The 17,399-nt window shown below is 71.1% G+C and carries 15 protein-coding genes; 7 read left to right on the top strand and 8 right to left on the bottom strand.

What is annotated here, in order from left to right; all coding sequences use genetic code 11:
• Window positions 1–968: hypothetical protein (locus tag ACFFNX_RS26665; RefSeq protein ID WP_378207907.1), on the top strand; the 968-nt coding region annotated here is incomplete at its 5' end.
• Here ACFFNX_RS26665 and ACFFNX_RS26660 read toward each other — a convergent pair.
• Window positions 926–1,615 (bottom strand): phosphatase PAP2 family protein, encoded by a 690-nt coding sequence (locus tag ACFFNX_RS26660; protein WP_378207904.1) that lies wholly within the window; start codon window positions 1,613–1,615, stop codon window positions 926–928. The genes ACFFNX_RS26665 and ACFFNX_RS26660 overlap by 43 nt on opposite strands.
• A 229-nt stretch (window positions 1,616–1,844) precedes the next feature.
• On the opposite strand from ACFFNX_RS26660, the gene ACFFNX_RS26655 reads away from it, so the two are divergent.
• The 3 genes from ACFFNX_RS26655 to pntB all read left to right on the top strand — a co-directional run bounded on the left by ACFFNX_RS26655 (window position 1,845) and on the right by pntB (window position 5,459).
• Window positions 1,845–2,234 (top strand): MmcQ/YjbR family DNA-binding protein, encoded by a 390-nt coding sequence (locus ACFFNX_RS26655; RefSeq protein WP_378207901.1) that lies wholly within the window; start codon window positions 1,845–1,847, stop codon window positions 2,232–2,234.
• A 176-nt stretch (window positions 2,235–2,410) separates the two neighbouring features.
• A complete protein-coding gene (locus ACFFNX_RS26650; protein ID WP_378207897.1) occupies window positions 2,411–3,940 on the top strand; it encodes a Re/Si-specific NAD(P)(+) transhydrogenase subunit alpha in 1,530 nt (509 codons plus the stop codon).
• A 61-nt stretch (window positions 3,941–4,001) separates the two neighbouring features.
• Entirely contained in the window at window positions 4,002–5,459 is a 1,458-nt protein-coding gene (gene pntB / locus ACFFNX_RS26645) for a Re/Si-specific NAD(P)(+) transhydrogenase subunit beta (RefSeq protein WP_378207894.1), read from the top strand.
• 29 nt (window positions 5,460–5,488) lie between these two features.
• Here pntB and ACFFNX_RS26640 read toward each other — a convergent pair whose 3' ends face one another.
• Genes ACFFNX_RS26640 through ACFFNX_RS26610 form a run of 7 tightly spaced genes read right to left on the bottom strand, consistent with a single transcriptional unit; the run spans window position 5,489 to window position 14,748 of the window.
• The gene (locus tag ACFFNX_RS26640) at window positions 5,489–6,850 is read right to left on the bottom strand and encodes an LLM class flavin-dependent oxidoreductase (RefSeq protein WP_378207891.1); all 1,362 of its coding nucleotides are present in this window, start codon (window positions 6,848–6,850) and stop codon (window positions 5,489–5,491) included.
• Window positions 6,847–8,073 (bottom strand): SfnB family sulfur acquisition oxidoreductase, encoded by a 1,227-nt coding sequence (locus tag ACFFNX_RS26635; protein ID WP_378207888.1) that lies wholly within the window; start codon window positions 8,071–8,073, stop codon window positions 6,847–6,849. The genes ACFFNX_RS26640 and ACFFNX_RS26635 overlap by 4 nt, the downstream gene beginning before the upstream one ends.
• 10 nt (window positions 8,074–8,083) lie before the next feature.
• Entirely contained in the window at window positions 8,084–9,685 is a 1,602-nt protein-coding gene (locus tag ACFFNX_RS26630; protein WP_378207885.1) for a dipeptide ABC transporter ATP-binding protein, read from the bottom strand.
• The gene (locus ACFFNX_RS26625; RefSeq protein ID WP_378207882.1) at window positions 9,682–10,524 is read right to left on the bottom strand and encodes an ABC transporter permease; all 843 of its coding nucleotides are present in this window, start codon (window positions 10,522–10,524) and stop codon (window positions 9,682–9,684) included. Before ACFFNX_RS26625 ends, ACFFNX_RS26630 begins: the two co-directional genes overlap by 4 nt.
• Window positions 10,521–11,480: an ABC transporter permease gene (locus tag ACFFNX_RS26620; RefSeq protein ID WP_378207879.1), complete on the bottom strand. Its 960-nt coding sequence runs from the start codon at window positions 11,478–11,480 to the stop codon at window positions 10,521–10,523. The genes ACFFNX_RS26625 and ACFFNX_RS26620 overlap by 4 nt, the downstream gene beginning before the upstream one ends.
• Before the next feature lie 8 nt (window positions 11,481–11,488).
• The gene (locus tag ACFFNX_RS26615; protein ID WP_378207876.1) at window positions 11,489–13,111 is read right to left on the bottom strand and encodes an ABC transporter substrate-binding protein; all 1,623 of its coding nucleotides are present in this window, start codon (window positions 13,109–13,111) and stop codon (window positions 11,489–11,491) included.
• A complete protein-coding gene (locus ACFFNX_RS26610) occupies window positions 13,108–14,748 on the bottom strand; it encodes an ABC transporter substrate-binding protein (RefSeq protein WP_378207873.1) in 1,641 nt (546 codons plus the stop codon). Before ACFFNX_RS26610 ends, ACFFNX_RS26615 begins: the two co-directional genes overlap by 4 nt.
• A 338-nt stretch (window positions 14,749–15,086) precedes the next feature.
• Between ACFFNX_RS26610 and ACFFNX_RS26605 the strand changes: the two genes are divergently transcribed.
• From ACFFNX_RS26605 to ACFFNX_RS26595, 3 genes are all read left to right on the top strand, one after another.
• The gene (locus ACFFNX_RS26605; RefSeq protein ID WP_378207870.1) at window positions 15,087–15,254 is read left to right on the top strand and encodes a hypothetical protein; all 168 of its coding nucleotides are present in this window, start codon (window positions 15,087–15,089) and stop codon (window positions 15,252–15,254) included.
• A 121-nt stretch (window positions 15,255–15,375) separates the two neighbouring features.
• Window positions 15,376–16,533, top strand: coding sequence for an LLM class flavin-dependent oxidoreductase (locus ACFFNX_RS26600; RefSeq protein WP_378207867.1), 1,158 nt, complete (start codon window positions 15,376–15,378; stop codon window positions 16,531–16,533).
• The coding region (locus ACFFNX_RS26595) for an acyl-CoA dehydrogenase family protein (RefSeq protein WP_378207864.1) at window positions 16,530–17,399 on the top strand (870 nt) is incomplete at its 3' end. The genes ACFFNX_RS26600 and ACFFNX_RS26595, both read left to right, overlap by 4 nt.

Here is a 17,399-nt window from a genome sequence, read left to right as displayed (position 1 = left end):
ACGCCGGCGGCCAGAGCGCCTGGGGTGGGTTGCGCGCCGCACTCGTCCAGACCGCGGCGGACCCGGCGGCCGCCGTCATCGAACGGGCCAGGCTGCAGTCCATCGGCAACGGGGCGGTGGCCGCGGGCGCCGCCATGGGCGGCCTGGCACTGGGCCTGGGCGAGATCTGGGCCCTGCGCGTCGCCGTGGCCGGCGACGCGCTGCTCTACCTGGTCACCGGCCTGCTGATCGCGAAGGGGATCCGGATCTTCGCACCGGCCCGAACGGCGTCGGCCGGCGCGGGCGAGACCGGCCGTACGACAATGCCCCAGTTGGTCGCGACCGCCGCCGCATCCGCGCTCTACCTGTACATGCCCATGCTGAGCGTCGCGTTGCCGTTGATGATCACCAATGCGCCCGGAGTCCCGGCATGGACCATCTCCGCGTGCTTCCTCGCCAACACCCTGGGCGTCATGGCGATACAGCGCCGAGCCGCCATCGGGGTCACGACCGCCGCGCGAGCCCGGCGCGCCCTGCTGACGGGCGCGGCCCTGCTCGCGACGTCGTCGGTCCTGTTGTGGACGACTCTCCTAGGCCACCGTCTCGCGCCCGTTCTGGTCGCCCTCGGGCTGGCGGCGGGCATCGTGACGCAGGTCCTTGGCGAGGTCCACTTCGCCGCCGGGGCGTGGGACCTCGGGTACCGGCTCGCGCCCGCCGGCGGCACGGCCGCCTGGCAGGCGACCTACGGGGCGGCCGTCCCGATGGCCCGGAGCGCGGGACCGGCCCTGCTGGCCCCGCCGGCCGGCTTCGAGCTCGGCTGGATCGTCCCGGCCGGCCTGTTCCTCGCCGGTGGGATCGCGATGGCGACCGTGGCCACGACGCGTCCTGCTCCCGGCCCCTCCGACCCCGGCACCGCGCCGTACGAGGCGCCGACCGGAGCCGGAGGTCAGCGGCGCTCCGCCGTGACCCGGGACGCACGTCCCGCGTGATGGCGTCCGGATACCGGCGTTCCGACGTCCTCAAGGCCACGGCGGATCGATGGGATGTCGAAGAAGCCGACGACCACGAGCGACACCCCGGTCGCAACGAGGTATCCACCGACGACGTCCACCGGGTAGTGCACTCCGAGATAGACCCGGGCAAGGCCCACACCGAGCGCGAACAACACGCCGAGGATCGCCACGAGCACCCGCAACCGCCCTCGTACCAGCAGGAACAACAGCAGCGCGACGGCGGCCGCCACGGTGGCGTGCCCGCTGGGAAAGCTCTCCTTGTTGTCCGGCGGAATCACCCACAGCCGCTGCGGCGGCCGATGCTCGGCCACGGAGATCTTGGCGACGAACGCGACCGCGAGCGAACCCGCCATCACACTGACGGCGATCAACGCGTCCCGGCGCCGGCGCAGCAGCCACAGGCCGATCGGAACGACCACGGCGATCACCGCGCCCACCGCCGCCTGGGCGGCGACCGTGGCCCCCTTCGCCCCCAGCGTGAGTACGGCATCCCGCATCGGTGTGAGATGTTCGTCCAGCCGGATGTCGATACGGGTGAGCGTCGCCGTCTTGGCGGCGACGCCCAGCAGCGCCGTGAGCAGGAGAAGCAGCAGCCCACCAAGGATCTTCATCCGCTCCGTCACGCGCCGTCCTTCTCCTGGCCATGCGATGTTCATCGCGATTTCATGATCACGACACGCTATCGCCTCCGCGGTGCGCCCGACGCGCTACGCCGGATCCGCCTCCGAACGGCCTGAGGCGCCCGGCCGGCCGACGTGCCGCCACCGTCCCGGCGCCCGGCCGGGATCAGTCTCCAGGCTGCCGGCGCGTAGCCTCTGCACATGCGGATCGTGCGCTCTGGGAGGGATCTCGGTGGCTGACGCCGACGATGTGCGCCGGTTGGCGCTGTCTCTGCCTCACGTGGCGGAGATCGAAAGTGACGGCTTCGACTTCCGGGTGGCCGACAAGGGGTTCGTCTGGTCCTATCCCGAGCGCACGCCGGGTAAGCCGCGTGTGATCCGAACCGATATCGCGGTGCTCTTCGTCGGCGACGAGGCCGAAAAGCAGGCTCTCCTCCTCGGCGAGCCCGACCTCTTCTTCACCACACCCGGCTACAACGGCCTGCCCCTGGTGATGCTGCGCCTGGCCGAGGTGGAGCTCGACCGGCTGAGGGAGCTCATGACCGACGCGTGGCGCATGCGCGCGCCGGACGCGCTCGCCGGCGACCTCGACGAGGTCGGCGGGCCGCCCGATCCGGGGTGAAAGCGGGCGACCGGTGGACGGATGCCGCGCCAGGCTCCGACCGCGCCGTGGCCGCTATACCACTGGTTCGGCAGCCCCGGAGGCAGGTTGCCTCAGCCGAAATGATTGGATGACCCGGTCATGAAAATTCTGCGGCTGGCCCACGCGCCACGCCGGCTTCCGAATGGACCCGCAGGATGCTCATTGGTGTTGTCAGCGAGAGCCAGAACGAGACCCGGGTGGCCGCGACCCCGAAGACGGTAAGGCAGTTACAGGGCCTGGGGTACAACGTGGTCGTCGAGGCCGGGGCCGGTGAGCGGTCGAGCTTCACCGATGACGCCTACGCCGAGGCCGGGGCGGCGATCGGCGACCCGTGGGCCGCCGAGGTCGTGTTCAAGGTCAACGCCCCGACGGCCGAGGAGATCGCCCGGCTGCACGACGGCGCGATCGTGGTGGCGCTGCTGGCGCCGGCGTCGGACCCGGAACTGCTCGACGCCCTGGCGGCGCGGCCGATCACCGCGCTGGCGATGGACGCGGTGCCGCGGATCTCGCGGGCGCAGTCGCTGGACGTGCTGAGTTCGATGGCCAACATCGCCGGGTACCGCGCGGTGGTCGAGGCGGCTCACGTCTTCGGCCGGTTCTTCACCGGCCAGGTGACGGCCGCGGGCAAGGTGCCGCCGGCCAAGGTGCTGGTGGCCGGCGCCGGAGTGGCCGGACTGGCCGCGATCGGTGCGGCGTCGAGCCTGGGCGCGGTCGTACGGGCCACCGACCCGAGGCCGGAGGTGGCCGACCAGGTGCGCTCGCTGGGGGGTGAGTTCCTGGCCGTCGAGGTCGAGCAGAAGGCGTCCGGCGACGGCTACGCACGGGCGACGAGCGAGGAGTACGACCGGCGGGCCGCCGAGATCTACTCCGCGCAGGCCGCCGACGTCGACATCGTCATCACCACCGCGCTGATCCCGGGGCGGCCGGCGCCCAAGCTGCTGAGCGCCGAACACGTCGCGGCGATGAAGCCGGGCTCGGTGATCGTCGACATGGCCGCGGCGCAGGGCGGCAACGTCGCGGGCTCGGTGGCCGGAGAGGTCATCACCACCGGCAACGGCGTGACGATCATCGGCTACACCGATCTCGCCGGCCGGCTGCCCGCGCAGGCCAGTCAGCTGTACGGCACCAACCTGGTCAACCTGATGAAGCTGCTGACGCCGGGCAAGGACGGGAAGGTCGTGCTCGACCTCGACGACGTCGTGCAGCGCGGCATCACGGTGGTCCGCGACGGCGAGAAGCTGTGGCCGCCGCCGCCCGTCCAGGTGTCCTCGACCCCGCCCGCGGAGCCCATCCCGGCGGCCGCGCCCAAGCCGGTGAAGGCGCCTCGCCCGGCCCGGGTGAAGTTCGCCGCCGTGGGCCTCGGGATCGCCGTGCTGTGGCTGATCTCGGCGCTGGCCCCGCCGCCGATCCCCGAGCACTTCACCGTGCTGATGCTGGCGGTGGTGATCGGCTACTACGTGATCGGCAAGGTACACCACGCGCTGCACACGCCGCTGATGTCGGTCACCAACGCCATCTCCGGGATCATCGTCGTCGGCGCCATGTTGCAGATCGGCATCCGGGGCAGCGGCGACGACATCCTCGTCATCGTGTTGTCGGCCGTCGCCATCCTGCTGGCGTCCATCAACATCTTCGGCGGCTTCGCCGTCACCCGACGCATGCTCGGCATGTTCACGAAGGAGTAGCGCACCAACGGCACGGTCCGACCACGAACCTCCACAGCCAGAGACACCACGGGGCGTCAAAGTGAGTACTCATTCGATCGCGGACGCGGCGTACATCGTCGCCGCGCTGTTGTTCGTCCTGTCCCTCGCCGGCCTGAGCAGGCACGAGACGGCCAAGCAGGGCATCGTCTTCGGCATCTCGGGCATGGTCATCGCGCTGGCCGCCACCATCGGCGTGGCCACCGAGCACGCGCGTGCCGTGGCCGTCGTGCTGCTGGTCGTGGCGATCGTCGTCGGCGCCGGCATCGGCCTGTGGCGGGCCCGGGTCGTCGAGATGACCGGCATGCCCGAGCTGATCGCGCTGCTGCACAGCTTCGTCGGCCTGGCCGCCGCGCTGGTCGGCTGGGACGGCTACTACTCGGTCGAGCACAACGGCGGCCAGGTCGAATTCGCCGGATCGCTGCTGCGCATCCACCACGCCGAGGTGTTCATCGGCGTCTTCATCGGTGCCGTCACCCTCACCGGTTCGATCGTCGCCAACCTCAAGCTGTCGGCGCGGATCAAGTCGGCCCCGCTGATGCTGCCGGGCAAGAACTACATCAACCTCGGCGCCCTGGCCGCGTTCGTCGTGCTCACCGTCTTCTTCGTCCACTCACCGAACCTGCCGTTGCTGATCGCCGTCACCGCGGTCGCGCTCGCCCTCGGCTGGCACCTGGTCGCCTCCATCGGAGGCGGTGACATGCCGGTGGTCGTGTCGATGCTCAACAGCTACTCGGGCTGGGCCGCGGCGGCGTCGGGCTTCCTGCTCGACAACAACCTGCTCATCGTCACCGGGGCGCTGGTCGGCTCGTCCGGTGCCTACCTGAGCTACATCATGTGCCAGGCGATGAACCGCTCGTTCATCTCCGTCATCGCCGGCGGCTTCGGCGTCGAGGCCGCGCCGGCCGACGACGCCGACTACGGCGAACACCGCGAGATCGACGCCTCCGGCGCGGCCGAGTTGCTACGCGACGCCTCGTCGGTGGTGATCACGCCGGGCTACGGCATGGCCGTCGCCCAGGCGCAGTACCCGGTGGCCGAGCTGACCAGAAGGCTGCGCGAACGCGGCGTCGACGTCCGCTTCGCCATCCACCCGGTCGCCGGACGTCTGCCCGGGCACATGAACGTGCTGCTCGCCGAGGCCAAGGTGCCCTACGACATCGTCCTGGAGATGGACGAGATCAACGACGACCTCGCCGGCACCGACGTCGTCCTGGTCATCGGCGCCAACGACACCGTCAACCCGGCCGCCGACGAGGACCCCGCCTCCCCCATCGCCGGCATGCCGGTGCTGCGGGTCTGGGAGGCCAGGGACGTCATCGTCTTCAAGCGCTCGATGGCGGTCGGCTACGCCGGTGTGCAGAACCCGCTCTTCTTCCGCGAGAACACCCAGATGCTCTTCGGCGACGCCAAGGCCCGGGTGGAGGACATCCTTCAGGCGCTCCCGGCGCAGACGGACCAGCCGAGAGACCCGCGTCGAACGCTCGATCCCGTCGCCTAGGCCCACGCGGTGAACGCCGACGGTGCGGCCTACCGGCGGAACGCCGCGCCCGGGTGCGTGTCGGGCAGCCGGTGGATGCCGCGCCCGAGCAGGCGCTCCCGCAAGGTGCCGTCGTCGTAGGACTCGCGGTAGCGGCCGCGTCGCTGGAGTTCGGGAACGACGAGTTCGATGAAGTCCTCGGCCGTCCCCGGGGACAGATACTGCATCAGGTTGAACCCGGCCGCACCGGTCTCATCGGCCCAACGCTCGATCTCGTCCGCCACCCGCGTGGGCGTGCCCGCCACGAAGAACGGTCCGCCGTGGCCGATCCGGCCGATCGACTCCAGGATGTCCCCCACCCGCAGGCCGCGGCCCACCAGCGGGCGTACGGCGCGTTCGGTGAAGTCGCCACCGCGCGCGACGATGTCGTCGACGCGGTCGCCGGGATCGTAGGCGGCCAGGTCGATCCCGCTCCCCCGCTGGGCCAGGAACCCCTCCGGCCTGATGTGGCGCTGCAGGTCCGCGGTCTTCGCGTCGGCCTCCTCCTGCGTCCGTCCGACGATGACCGAGGCGCCGGGGAAGACCTTGACGTGCTCGGGGTCGCGGCCGAACCCGGCCGCCCGCCGCTTGATGTCGGCGATCTGCGCCCGCATCGCTTCGATCGAGGAGGCGCCGGCGAAGATCGCCTCGGCGTGCCTGGCCGCGAAGTCCCTCCCCCGCTCGGAGTTGCCCGCCTGGTAGATCACGGGGGTGCGCTGCGGAGACGGCTCGGACAGGTGCGGCCCCGCGACCCTGAAGTGTTCTCCCACGTGGTCGATCGGATGGACCTTCGCCGGATCCGTGTAGACGTGGCGGGCCCGGTCGCGGACCACGGCGTCATCCTCCCAGCTGCCCTCCCACAGCTTGTAGAGCACCTCGAGGTACTCCTCGGCGATCTCATAGCGCAGGTCGTGCTCGATCTCGTCGTCCAGCCCGAAGTTCCTGGCCGCGCTGCGCAGATAGGACGTCACCACGTTCCAGGCCACCCGGCCCTTGGTGAGGTGGTCCAGGGTGGACATCCGGCGGGCGTGCGCGAACGGCGGCTCGTACGTGGTGGAGAACGTCACCGCGAAGCCCAGGTGCCGCGTCACGGCCGCCATCGCGGGCACCACGAGCAGGGGGTCGTTCGCGGGGATCTGCACGGCCTCCCTGATGGCGGTCTCCGGGCCGCCTCGGAAGCGGTCGTAGGTGCCGACCACGTCGGCGAGGAAGACCGCGTCGAACAGGCCGCGCTCCAGCAGCCTGGCCAGTTCGGTCCAGTACTCCAGGTCCGTGTAGCGATGCCGGTTGTTGTTCTCGTGCGTCCACAGCCCGTGCTGGATGTGGCCGACGCAGTTCATCTCGAAGAGGTTGAAGTGGATGATGCCGGTCAACGTCGTTCACTCCGGGGGTCGAACGGGCGGCGGGCGGGAGCCCTGCCGTTGAGGTGGTAGTCGCCGACGTCGTGCACCTTGAGCCGCCGCGGGTCGTGGAGCGTGTGCGTACGGGCGTTGCGCCAGTGCCGGTCCAGGTTGAGCGACCGCAGCGAGGCGCTCGCGCCGGCGAGCTCGAACCACTCGCCGGTCACGCGGTTCGCGGCGGAGTCGGCCTGGACGCGGGCCGCCGCCATCGCCACCGCCGCCTCGGCCTCCCAGCGGGCCGCCTCCTCCGGGTCGTCGGTCTCGGCGATCGCGGCCCGTGCCTCGTCGATGGTGTCGCCCGCGCTCTCGAGCAGCGCCCGGGCGGCACGCGTCAGCACGGCGAGCTCCCCGAACCGCTGAATGACGACGGGATCGTCGACGACCCGCGTGGGCGGGTTCCGCGGCCAGCCGCCCTTGGTGTAGCCGCGCAGGAAGGCGGCGCCGTCGGCCAGTGCCCCTTCCGCGATGCCGGTGTCGATCGCGGCGTGCAGGAGCAGCCCGAAGCTGCGGAACGTGCCGGCCCGCTCGTAGGCACGGTGGCTGGGAATGATGCGGTCGGCCGGCACGTGGACGTCGTCGAGCAGGACCGTACCGCTCGCGGTGGTCCGCTGCCCCATCCCGTCCCAGTCGTCGACCACGGTCAGGCCCGGCGCGTCGTGGGGGACGTACGCCGTGTGGTGCCGGTCCTCGTCGTCGAAGGCGGCGACCGGGATCCAGTGCGCGAACAGGGCCCCGGTGGAGTAGACCTTGTGCCCGGACAGGAGCCGGCCGCCGTCCGCCGACGGCCGCAGCCGGACGCGGGTCCTCGACCCGTCGGGGGCGCGCGCGTCGACCGCCGCGTTGCCGAGCCGCCGGCCCGCCAGCACCTCACGGTAGAAGAACGCCTGCTGCTCGGGCGTCCCGACCTCCCGGATCGCGTCGACGTACCAGAAGTGGTTCTGCGGAATCTGGCCGATGCTGCCGTCGGCGGCGGACAGTTCTCTGATGACCGCGCCGAGGGTCGCCGCGCGTACGCCGGCGCCGCCGTGTTCGGGCGGCACCGTGATGCCGAGTAGCCCACTGGCGGAAAGGGCCTCGATCTCGGCATGCGGCAGGGCCCGCTCGGCGTCCCGGCGCGCCGCTCCTTCGGCGAACTCGCGGGCCAGCGTACGGGCGACCTCGACGGCCTCCTCGTCGGTCTTGATCAGATGGACCATGGGGATCTCCTCACGCGGCCGTCAGACGGGGAATGGCGGCGATGAGCTCCTGGGTGTAGGGATGTTCGGGCGAGAGGAACACCGTCTCCACGGCGCCCTCCTCCACCACCCGGCCGTCCTTCATCACCAGCACGCGGTCGCAGGCGTGACGGATCACGCCCAGGTCGTGGGAGATGAACAGGTAGGCGACTCCCGTCTCCCGTTGCACGTCGTCCAGCAGGTCGAGCACCTGGGCCTGCACGGACACGTCCAGCGCGGAGACGGGCTCGTCGCAGACGATCACCGCCGGCTCGGGCGCCAGCGCGCGGGCGATGGCGACCCGCTGACGCTGGCCGCCCGACAGCTGCAACGCCCGGCGGTTCAGGTGCTCCGCGCCGAGGCCGACCATTTCGAGCAGTTCCACCACACGTCGCCGCCGGCGGTTGCGGGGCACTCCGGAGACCGTCAGCGCCTCGCCGAGCACCTTCGCCACGGTGTGGCGGGGATCGAACGCGGCGAGCGTGTCCTGGTAGATGACCTGGATGTCCCGGCGCAGGGCCCGCCGGGCGGCGGAACCGAGCCCGGCCCAGCTCTGCCCGTGCACCTCGGCCGATCCGGCGTCGGGCTCGGTCAGCCCGAGCACGATTCTGGCGGTCGTGGTCTTGCCCGAGCCCGACTCGCCGACGATGCCCACCGTCTCGGCGGCGCGCAGGGTGAAGGAGACGTCGCGCACCGCGGCGCGGAACCGGCCGTCGGGTCCGCGGAAGGACTTGCCGATCCCCTCGGCTCGTACCACGACGTCTCCCGGCTCGCGGCGGGGCCTGGGCACGGATGGGGCGGTCCCGGAGAGCCGGCTGCCCCTGGTGTGCTCGGTGGGGATCGCGGCCAGCAACTGCCTGGTGTACTCGTGCTCCGGCCGGGACAGCACCTTGTGCACGGTTCCGTGCTCGACGATGCGGCCGTCCTTCATCACGGCGACCCTGTCGGCGAGCCTGGCCACCACGGCCAGGTCGTGGCTGATGATCAGAAGCGACCGGTCCTTGCTCTTCAGGTCCGCCAGCAGGCGGAGCACCTGGGCCTGGATCGTCACGTCCAGCGCGGTCGTCGGCTCGTCGGCGATGATCAGCTCGGGTTCGCCGGCGATGGCGGTCGCGATCAGCGCCCGCTGCCGGAGCCCGCCCGACAGTTCGTGCGGCAGTTGCCGCGAGCGCAGCTCCGGGTCGGGCACACCCACCTCGGCGAGCAGTTCGACGACCCGTGCGCGCCGCTTCGTTCCGGAGAGCCGGGTGTGCGCGGCGAGCACCTCGTCGATCTCCTTGCCGACCTTGCGCAGCGGGTCGAGGGACACGAGGGCGTCCTGCAGCACGAAGCCGATCCGGCCGCCCCGGATCCCGCGCCAGTCGCGTTCGCGCAGGGCGGTCAGGTCCCGGCCCGCGAAGGTCAGCTCGCCCGCGCGGACCTTCGCGCCGTCGCCGGTCAGCCCGACGAGGGTCCGCGCGGTGACGCTCTTGCCCGAACCCGACTCGCCGACGAGGGCGAGGCACTCGCCCTCGTGCACCTCGAAGGAGATGCCGTCGACGACGTCCGGCCCGCCGAACCCGACCCGCAGGTCCTCAACGCGCAGCACGGTCACCAGGTCCTTCCTTCCGATCGCATCCGAAGTGCCCGGCCCACGACGGTCACGCTGACGACGGTGAGCGTGATGGCCGCGCCGGGGAACAGGCCGTACCACCAGGCCCGCGAGATGAAGTTCCGCGCGGTCGACAGCATCGATCCCCATTCGGGCTGCGGCGGTGGCGTGCCGAGACCGAGAAAGCTCAACGCCGATCCCGCCACCAGCGCGGTGCCGACACCGATGGTGGCCAGGATCAGCACCGGCTTGATCGCGTTCGGCAGCACGTGCCGGACCACCACGCGGGGTGCCGAGAGCCCGAGCGCGTGGGCCGCCTCGACGTAGCTCGACCGGCGGATGGACAGGGTCTGCGCGCGCACCACACGCGCGTAGTTGGGGATGTAGGCGACGCCGATCGCCAGCAGCGCGTTCGAGGTGCCGCCGCCGGCCACAGTGATCACCACGAGGGCCAGCAGCAGTTCGGGGAAGGCCAGCCCGACGTCCGCGAGCCGCATGATCAGGCCCTCGACGTACCGGTTGCCCAGTCCGGCGGCGGCCCCCAGCAGGCCGCCGCCGACCAGGGCGATCCCGACCGCGCCGAAGCCGAGCAGGAGGGAGTTCCTCGTCCCGAAGATGATCCGGCTGAACACGTCCCGGCCGTTCTCGTCGGTGCCGAGCAGGTGCCGCGCGCTCGGCGGACGCAACGTCTGGGCGCTGTCGACGGCAAGCGGATCCTGGGAGGTGAACAGATGCGGCACCACGGCGGCCAGCACCAGCAGCACGAGGACCAGCGCCGCGACGTACACGCCGGGCCGGACACCGGGGCGCCACCGGAAACGCCGGGCGGTCAGGGCGGTCATGCGGCACCCTCCACGGTCGGGTCGCCGATCGCGGGCACGTCGCGCAGCCGTGGGTCGATGGCCAGATAGAGCAGGTCGACCAGGAGGTTGACCAGCACGTAGGCGAGGGCCGACAGCAGCACGACCCCCAGGACGACGGGCAGGTCCTTCGCGTTGACCGCGTTCAGCAGCAGCCGGCCGATGCCCTGCCGGGTGAACAGCGTCTCGGTGACGACGGCACCGCCGAGCAGGGCGCCGACCCAGTAGCCGGTCATGGTGACCAGCGTGACCAGGGCGTGCCGGAGGGCGTGCCGCAGCCGGACGGCCAGGTCGGTGAGGCCGCGCGTGCGGGCGCTGATGATGAACGGCTCATCGAGCACCTCTTCGAGAGCCTCGCGCAGGACATGGCCGAGCACTCCGGCGATCGGCAGGGCCAGCGCCAGGGCGGGCAGGACGAGCGACCGCAGGCCACTGCTGCCGGTCGCGGGCAGGAGCCGCAGTTGGAAGGAGAAGACCGTCAGGAGCAGGATGCCGAGCCAGAACACCGGCGTCGACGCGACCACCGCCTCGGCGCCCGCGGCGACACCGCGGATCCAACGGCGGCGTTTGGCCGTCGCCAGCGCGACGGCCGTCGCGAGTCCGATGCCGAGCACGGCCGCGGCCAGCGCGAGTTCGATCGTCGCGCCGGCCTGTTCCCCGATCGCCTGTGTCACCGGCGTCTGCAACCGGTAGGACGTGCCCAGGTCGCCGCGGAGCACCCGTCCGACGTAGGACACGTACTGCACGTACCAGGGCCGGTTCAGGCCGTACTCCCGGGTGACCTGCGCGATCACCTCGGGGGTCGGCGCGGAGTTCTCCCCGCCGACGATGGCCAGGGCCTGGTTGCCCGGGGAGAGGTAGAGGACGGCGAAGGTGAGGGTCGCCGCCCCCCACATCACCCCGACTCCGGCGAGCAGGCGCGCCCCGACCAGCCGCACGATCCTCCTCATCGGTCCAGCCAGGTGTCGTAGAAGTACGGTGACGGGTAGGCCGGCGTGAAGCTCAGCCCGTGCACGCGCTTCTTGAACGCGACCGGCCGCGGGTCGTCGTAGAACGGAATGGCCGGTGCCAGCTCGATCAGCCTGGCCTGCGCCTCGTTGTACAACGCGGTCCGTTCGGCCTGGTCGGTGGTCTCCCGCGCGGCCTGGAGCAGGCCGTCCAGCTTGCCGTCCGACAGGCGCGCGACGTTCTGGCCCTGGCGTTTCGGCGTGGTGATGTTGGCCGAGTCGTACTCGATCCAGAGCACGTCGGCCGTGTTGGTGGCCCACAGGCCGGACGCCAGGTCGTAGTCGCCCACCCGGGTCCGGTCACTGACCTGCTGCGTGGAGGGGGTCTGGAGCCGGATGTCGATGCCGACCTTCTTGGCCGCGGCCTGTGTCTGCACGGCGATCTGCATGCGCTGCGCGGGGAAGGTCGGGTCGATCGGGAAGTAGGCGGTCAGCCGCCTGCCGTTCTTGGTGCGGATGCCGTCGGAGTCCCGGGCGGTCCAGCCGGCCGCGTCGAGCAACCGCCCGGCTTTGGCCGGGTCGTAGGCGATCCGGCCGGCCAGCCCGCTCGCGTAGCCCGGCGTCGACGACGTGACGAACCCCTGCGCCACCTGGTACTGCCCGAACGAGATCCCCTTGATGATCGCGGCGCGGTCGACCGCGGCCAGCAGCGCCTGCCGCACCCGCACGTCGTTGAACGGGGCACGCGAGGTGTTCAACCAGAACGACATCGGGTGACCCGGCCGGATGGCGCTGAGGAACCCGAGGTCGGGATCGGCCTTCACGTCGGCGACGTTCTGGGGCGGGGTGAAGTCGATCGCGTCCACCTCACCGGAGGCGAGCGCGTTGTAGCGCGTGCCGTCCTCGCCGAGGAAGCGGATCTCCAGCTTGTCCAGGTAGGCGGGCCCGGTGTGCCGGGCCCCCGCGGGTCCCCAGTCGTAGCCGGGGTTGCGGTGGTAGGTGATGCTCTGGCCCTTGACCCACTTGTCGAGGATGAACGGGCCGGAACCGATCGGGTGCTCGCAGATCGTCTGTGGAGCCTCCTTGATCTGCTTGGGCGAGATCATGCCGAGGTACCCCTGCCCGAGGATGTCCAGGAACGGCGAGTACGGCGTGGACAGGTGCACCTGGAGGGTGTCGTCGTCGACGACCTTGCTGTCCTTGTACGGCGCGATGTACGCCGCCGCCAACGGCGACTTGGTCGCCGGATCACGCATGTGCTCCAGAGCCTGCAACGCCGCCGCGTTCCACGACGACCCGTCGCTGAACCGCACCCCCTTGCGCAGCACGAACGTGTACGTCAGCCCGTCACGGGAGACCTTCCAGCTGTCGGCGAGCCACGGCCGGATCGTGCCGTCCGCGCCGAACCACACCAGCGAGTCCGACACGGGGACCGTCGTCACGGGGCCGTCGGAGCTGGCGTTGCCGTGGGGGTCGAGGCAGGTCGGCTCCTGGCCGTTCTCCGCGAAGACCAGGGTCCCGCCGGGCTTCGGGGTGCCGCCGCCGGAGGTACCGCCTCCGCCGCACCCGGCCGACACGAGGCCCGCGCCGACCACGATCGCGGCGACGTGTCTTCGTCTCATCGGCCCACCCACGCGTCGTGGAAGTCGACCGCGCCGTACGCGTAGTCCCAGCCCAGGCCGTGGACCTTCGTGCCGTAGGACACCAGGCTGGGCCGGTTGTAGAGCGGGATGGCCGGCGTGAGCTCGATCAGCCGTGTCTGCGCCTGCCGGTACAGCTCGGCGCGGGTCCGGTCGTCCGTGGTGCGCCGCGCCTGGTCGAGGAGCTTGTCGAGGGCTCCGTCGGCCAGTCTGGTCACGTTCTGGCCCTGGCGTTTCGGCGTGGTGATGTTGGCCGAGTCGTACTGGATCCACAGCACGTCGGCGGTGTTGGTGGTCCAGATGCCGTCGGATATGTCGAAGTCGCCCTTGGCCGTACGGTCCGAGGACGCCTGGGGCGTGACGTTCTGAATCTTGATCTCGATGCCGGCCTTGGCGGCGGCCGCCTGCGTCTGCACGAGGATCTGGGTGTTCTGCGGAACCGAGCCGGGGTCGAGTGCGATCGCGGTCAGCCGCTTGCCGTCCTTGGTGCGGATGCCGTCGGAGTCCCGGGCGGTCCAGCCGGCCGCGTCGAGCAACCGCCCGGCCCTGGCCGGGTCGTAGGCGATCCGGCCGGCCAGGCCGCTCGCGTAGTCCGGGGTCGACGGTGTGACGAAGCCGGTCGCGAGCTTCCACTGCCCGAAGGAGACGCTGTTGACGATCGCGTTGCGGTCGACCGCGAGGCTCAGCGCCTGCCGGACCCTCAGATCGTTGAAGGGGGCCCGGCCCGTGTTGATCCACACGGAGAACGGGTGGCCCGGCCGGTCGATCGTGGTGAAGCCGAGATCCGGGTTGGACTTCACGTCCTTGACGTTGGAGGGCGGAGTGTTGTCGATGACGTCCACGTCGCCGGAGGCCAGGGCGTTGTAGCGCGTGCCGTCCTCGGCGAGGAAGCGGATCTCCAGCTTGTCCAGGTAGGCCGGTCCGGTGTGCTTGGCACCGGGCGGCGCCCAGTTGTAGCCGGGGTTGCGGTGGTAGGTGATGCTCTGGCCCTTGACCCACTTGTCGAAGATGAACGGGCCCGAGCCGATCGGGTGCTCGCAGATCGTCTGTGGAGCCTCCTTGATCTGCTTGGGCGAGACCATGGCGAGGTAGGACTGGGCGAGCACGTTGAGGAAGGCGGAGTACGGCGTGGACAGGTGCACCTGGAGGGTGTCGTCGGCGACGACCTTGCTGTCCTTGTACGGCGCGATGTAGGCCGCCGCCAACGGCGACTTGGTCGCCGGATCACGCATGTGCTCCAGAGCCTGCAACGCCGCCGCGTTCCACGACGACCCGTCGCTGAACCGCACCCCCTTGCGCAGCACGAACGTGTACGTCAACCCGTCACGGGAGACCTTCCACGACGACGCCAGCCAGGGCCGCAGCGCGCCGCCCGGGTCCTGCCAGATCAGAGAGTCGAAGATCGGCCGGTCGACGACCGTGGTGTTGGTGTCGCTGAGTTCATGAGGATCGAGGCAGTCCGGCTCGTCGCCGTTCTCCCCCAGGACGAGAGTTCCTCCCGTGCGCGGGGAGGCGTTCGCCGCGGTGCCGCCGGAGTGGTGGCCTGAGCCGCAGGCGGCCAAGGCCAGAGTGGATGCGATCAGTGCCGCGCTGAGCAGCGCTTTCGAGCTGGTGAACATGGTGGGGTGAGGCCCTTTACGGGTGGAGGGGAGTCTTCGGCCTGGGTGACGGGGGGTGTCAACAGGCGCTGCTGCACACGCGCAGGAAGTCAACGGCTCGACGCCGGACAAGGGGTGTCTCTCGACTCACAACCCACATAATCCCACATTGTCTACCTGATTAACAGGGATTACCCTGAACCACCATGAAACACGCAGAACGCCCAGCATCATGAGCATCGGCTGGTTCGACGCGCCCACGCTGGACGGCCGTCCCGCCCAGGTGATCTCGGATGACGCCGAGGCCCTGACCGTCGCCCGGCGCCTCGCGGAGGAGTTCGCGGTGGACGCGGCCGCAGGTGCACGGGGCGCTCGCGCGACTCCTGCACGCCGCGATCGACGCGGGCGGCGCGCTGAAGGAGGCCACCGAGTTCGTCCTGACCAAGGCGCGGCCGTGGTTCGAGAGCGGACTGGACCGCGCCGCCGACGCCCCCTCGTCAGCCAGCGCGTCGGCGAACCCACCGTGAAGGTGCGCGCGGCCGAGGCCCTCCTGGACGCGGCACGCGCCGACCTGACCGACGACTCGGCCGCCGCCGCCTCGATCGCGGCGGCCGCCCCGCCCCACGGCCTCCTCTGAGGGACATGACGATGACTCTGACGTTTCACTGGTTCCTGCCCACCTACGGCGACAGCCGCGACGTCGTGGGCGGCGGCCACGGGCTGCCCGCCGGATCGGCCGGCGGTGCCCGGCCCGCCACCCTGGCCTACCTGCGCCAGATCGTGCACGCGGCCGAACAGCTCGGCTTCGCCGGCGCGCTGACTCCCACGGGCGCCTGGTGCGAGGACGCCTGGCTGACGACCGCGATGCTCACCGAGACGACCGAACGGTTGAAGTTCCTGGTCGCCTTCCGGCCGGGCCTGGTCACACCGACGCTCGCGGCCCAGATGGCGGCCACCTTCCAACGGCACTCCAGGGGGCGGCTGCTCCTCAACGTCGTCACCGGCGGTGAGAGCCACGAGCAGCGCGCGTACGGCGACTTCCTCGACAAGGAGGCGAGATACGCGCGGACCGGTGAGTTCCTGCACATCGTCCGCGCGCTGTGGCGGGGTGAGAGCGTCGACTTCACCGGCGAGCACCTGCGGGTCGAGGGCGCGCGGCTGAGCAGGCCGCCGGAACCGGTCCCCGACATCTACTTCGGCGGCTCCTCCCCTGCGGCCGGGACGGTCGCGGCCCGCCACGTCGACGCCTATCTGACCTGGGGCGAGCCGCCGGCCGCGGTGCGCGGGAAGATCGGGTGGATCAACGGGCTGGCGGCCGGCGAAGGCCGTACCGTCCGGCACGGCATCCGGCTCCACGTCATCAGCAGGGACACCGGTGAGCAGGCGTGGGCACAGGCCGGGCGCCTCCTGGACGGCATCGACCCGGCGACGGTCGAGAAGGTCCAGGCCGGGCTCGCCCGCAGCGAGTCCGAAGGGCAGCGGCGGATGCTCGCGCTGCACGGCGGCGGCCGGGACCGGCTGGAGGTCTCTCCGAACCTCTGGGCCGGGGTGGGCCTCGTCCGCGGAGGAGCGGGCACGGCGCTCGTCGGCAGCCACACCGAGGTCGCCGACCGGATCGAGGAATACCACCGGCTCGGCATCACGGAGTTCGTCCTCTCCGGCCATCCGCACGTCGAGGAGGCGTACTGGTTCGGTGAGGGCGTACTGCCCATCCTGCGCGCCCGCGGGCTCTGGCGGCATCCCGGCGCATCGCCGGACGCCGGCGAACCGGCCGGCATCCCGTTCGCCTCGGGCACCGCCCGATGAGCAGCCTGGCGGACCTCTACGGGCGGGCCGGCGAGATCCTGCCCGAACTGGCCGCGACCGCCGCGGAGCGCGAGCGGCGACGCGAACTGCCACATGAACAGATCCACGCGATCGCCAAGGCAGGCCTGTTCACCTTCAGGATCCCCGGTGAGTACGGTGGTGCGGGCTCGTCGGTCCAGGAGGTGTTCCGCTTCGTCATCGATCTGGCCACCGCCGACTCCAACATCGCCCAGGCCGTCCGGCCGTGCTTCGGAATCGTCGAGGGCCTCCTGGCCGGCCCGGAGGCCGAACGCGAGAAGTGGTACCCGCGCGTACTCGCCGGTGACGTCTTCGGCAACGCGGGCTGGGAGATCGGCGGGCCCAGCGGAGCCGTCCGGTCGCGGATCACCCGGCACGGCGACCACTTCAAGATCAACGGCAGCAAGTACTACAGCACGGGCGCCCTGTACGCCGACTGGATACGGGCCGCCGCGGTCGACGACGAGGGCGAGAAGGTGTTCTTCACCCTGCCGCGTGACCGTGAGGGGATGCGGCTCCTCGACGACTTCGACGGCGTCGGACAACGGCTCACCGCGAGCGGCACGACCGACTTCGATGACGTCACCGTGTATCCGGAGGAGATCGGCCGACACGCCGGCCGGGCCGGACGCTCGCCGGTGACGCCCTTCCTGCAGTTGTACCTCGCCGCGGTCGAGGCCGGCATCGCCGCCGCCGCGCTCGCCGACGCCCTGGCGTTCGCCCGGGACCGCGCCAGGCCCATCGCGCACAGCGGCGCGGCACGGTCCGTGGAGGACCCGTACGTCCAGTACACGGTGGGCGAGATCTCGGCGAGAAGCTACGCGGCGGAGGCCGCGGTGATGCGCGCC

Source organism: Actinoallomurus acaciae (assembly GCF_042429965.1).
Classification (GTDB): domain Bacteria; phylum Actinomycetota; class Actinomycetes; order Streptosporangiales; family Streptosporangiaceae; genus Actinoallomurus; species Actinoallomurus acaciae.
This window is presented reverse-complemented; position numbering and strand designations above follow the sequence as displayed.

Excerpts from the sequence above, each read along its gene's own strand:
- ACFFNX_RS26650 (WP_378207897.1), top strand. The coding sequence starts at position 2,411 with ATGCTCATTGGTGTTGTCAGCGAGAGCCAGAACGAGACCCGGGTGGCC.
- ACFFNX_RS26635 (WP_378207888.1), bottom strand. The coding sequence starts at position 8,073 with ATGGTCCATCTGATCAAGACCGACGAGGAGGCCGTCGAGGTCGCCCGT.
- ACFFNX_RS26625 (WP_378207882.1), bottom strand. The coding sequence starts at position 10,524 with ATGACCGCCCTGACCGCCCGGCGTTTCCGGTGGCGCCCCGGTGTCCGG.
- ACFFNX_RS26615 (WP_378207876.1), bottom strand. The coding sequence starts at position 13,111 with ATGAGACGAAGACACGTCGCCGCGATCGTGGTCGGCGCGGGCCTCGTG.
- ACFFNX_RS26610 (WP_378207873.1), bottom strand. The coding sequence starts at position 14,748 with ATGTTCACCAGCTCGAAAGCGCTGCTCAGCGCGGCACTGATCGCATCC.
- ACFFNX_RS26600 (WP_378207867.1), top strand. The coding sequence starts at position 15,376 with ATGACTCTGACGTTTCACTGGTTCCTGCCCACCTACGGCGACAGCCGC.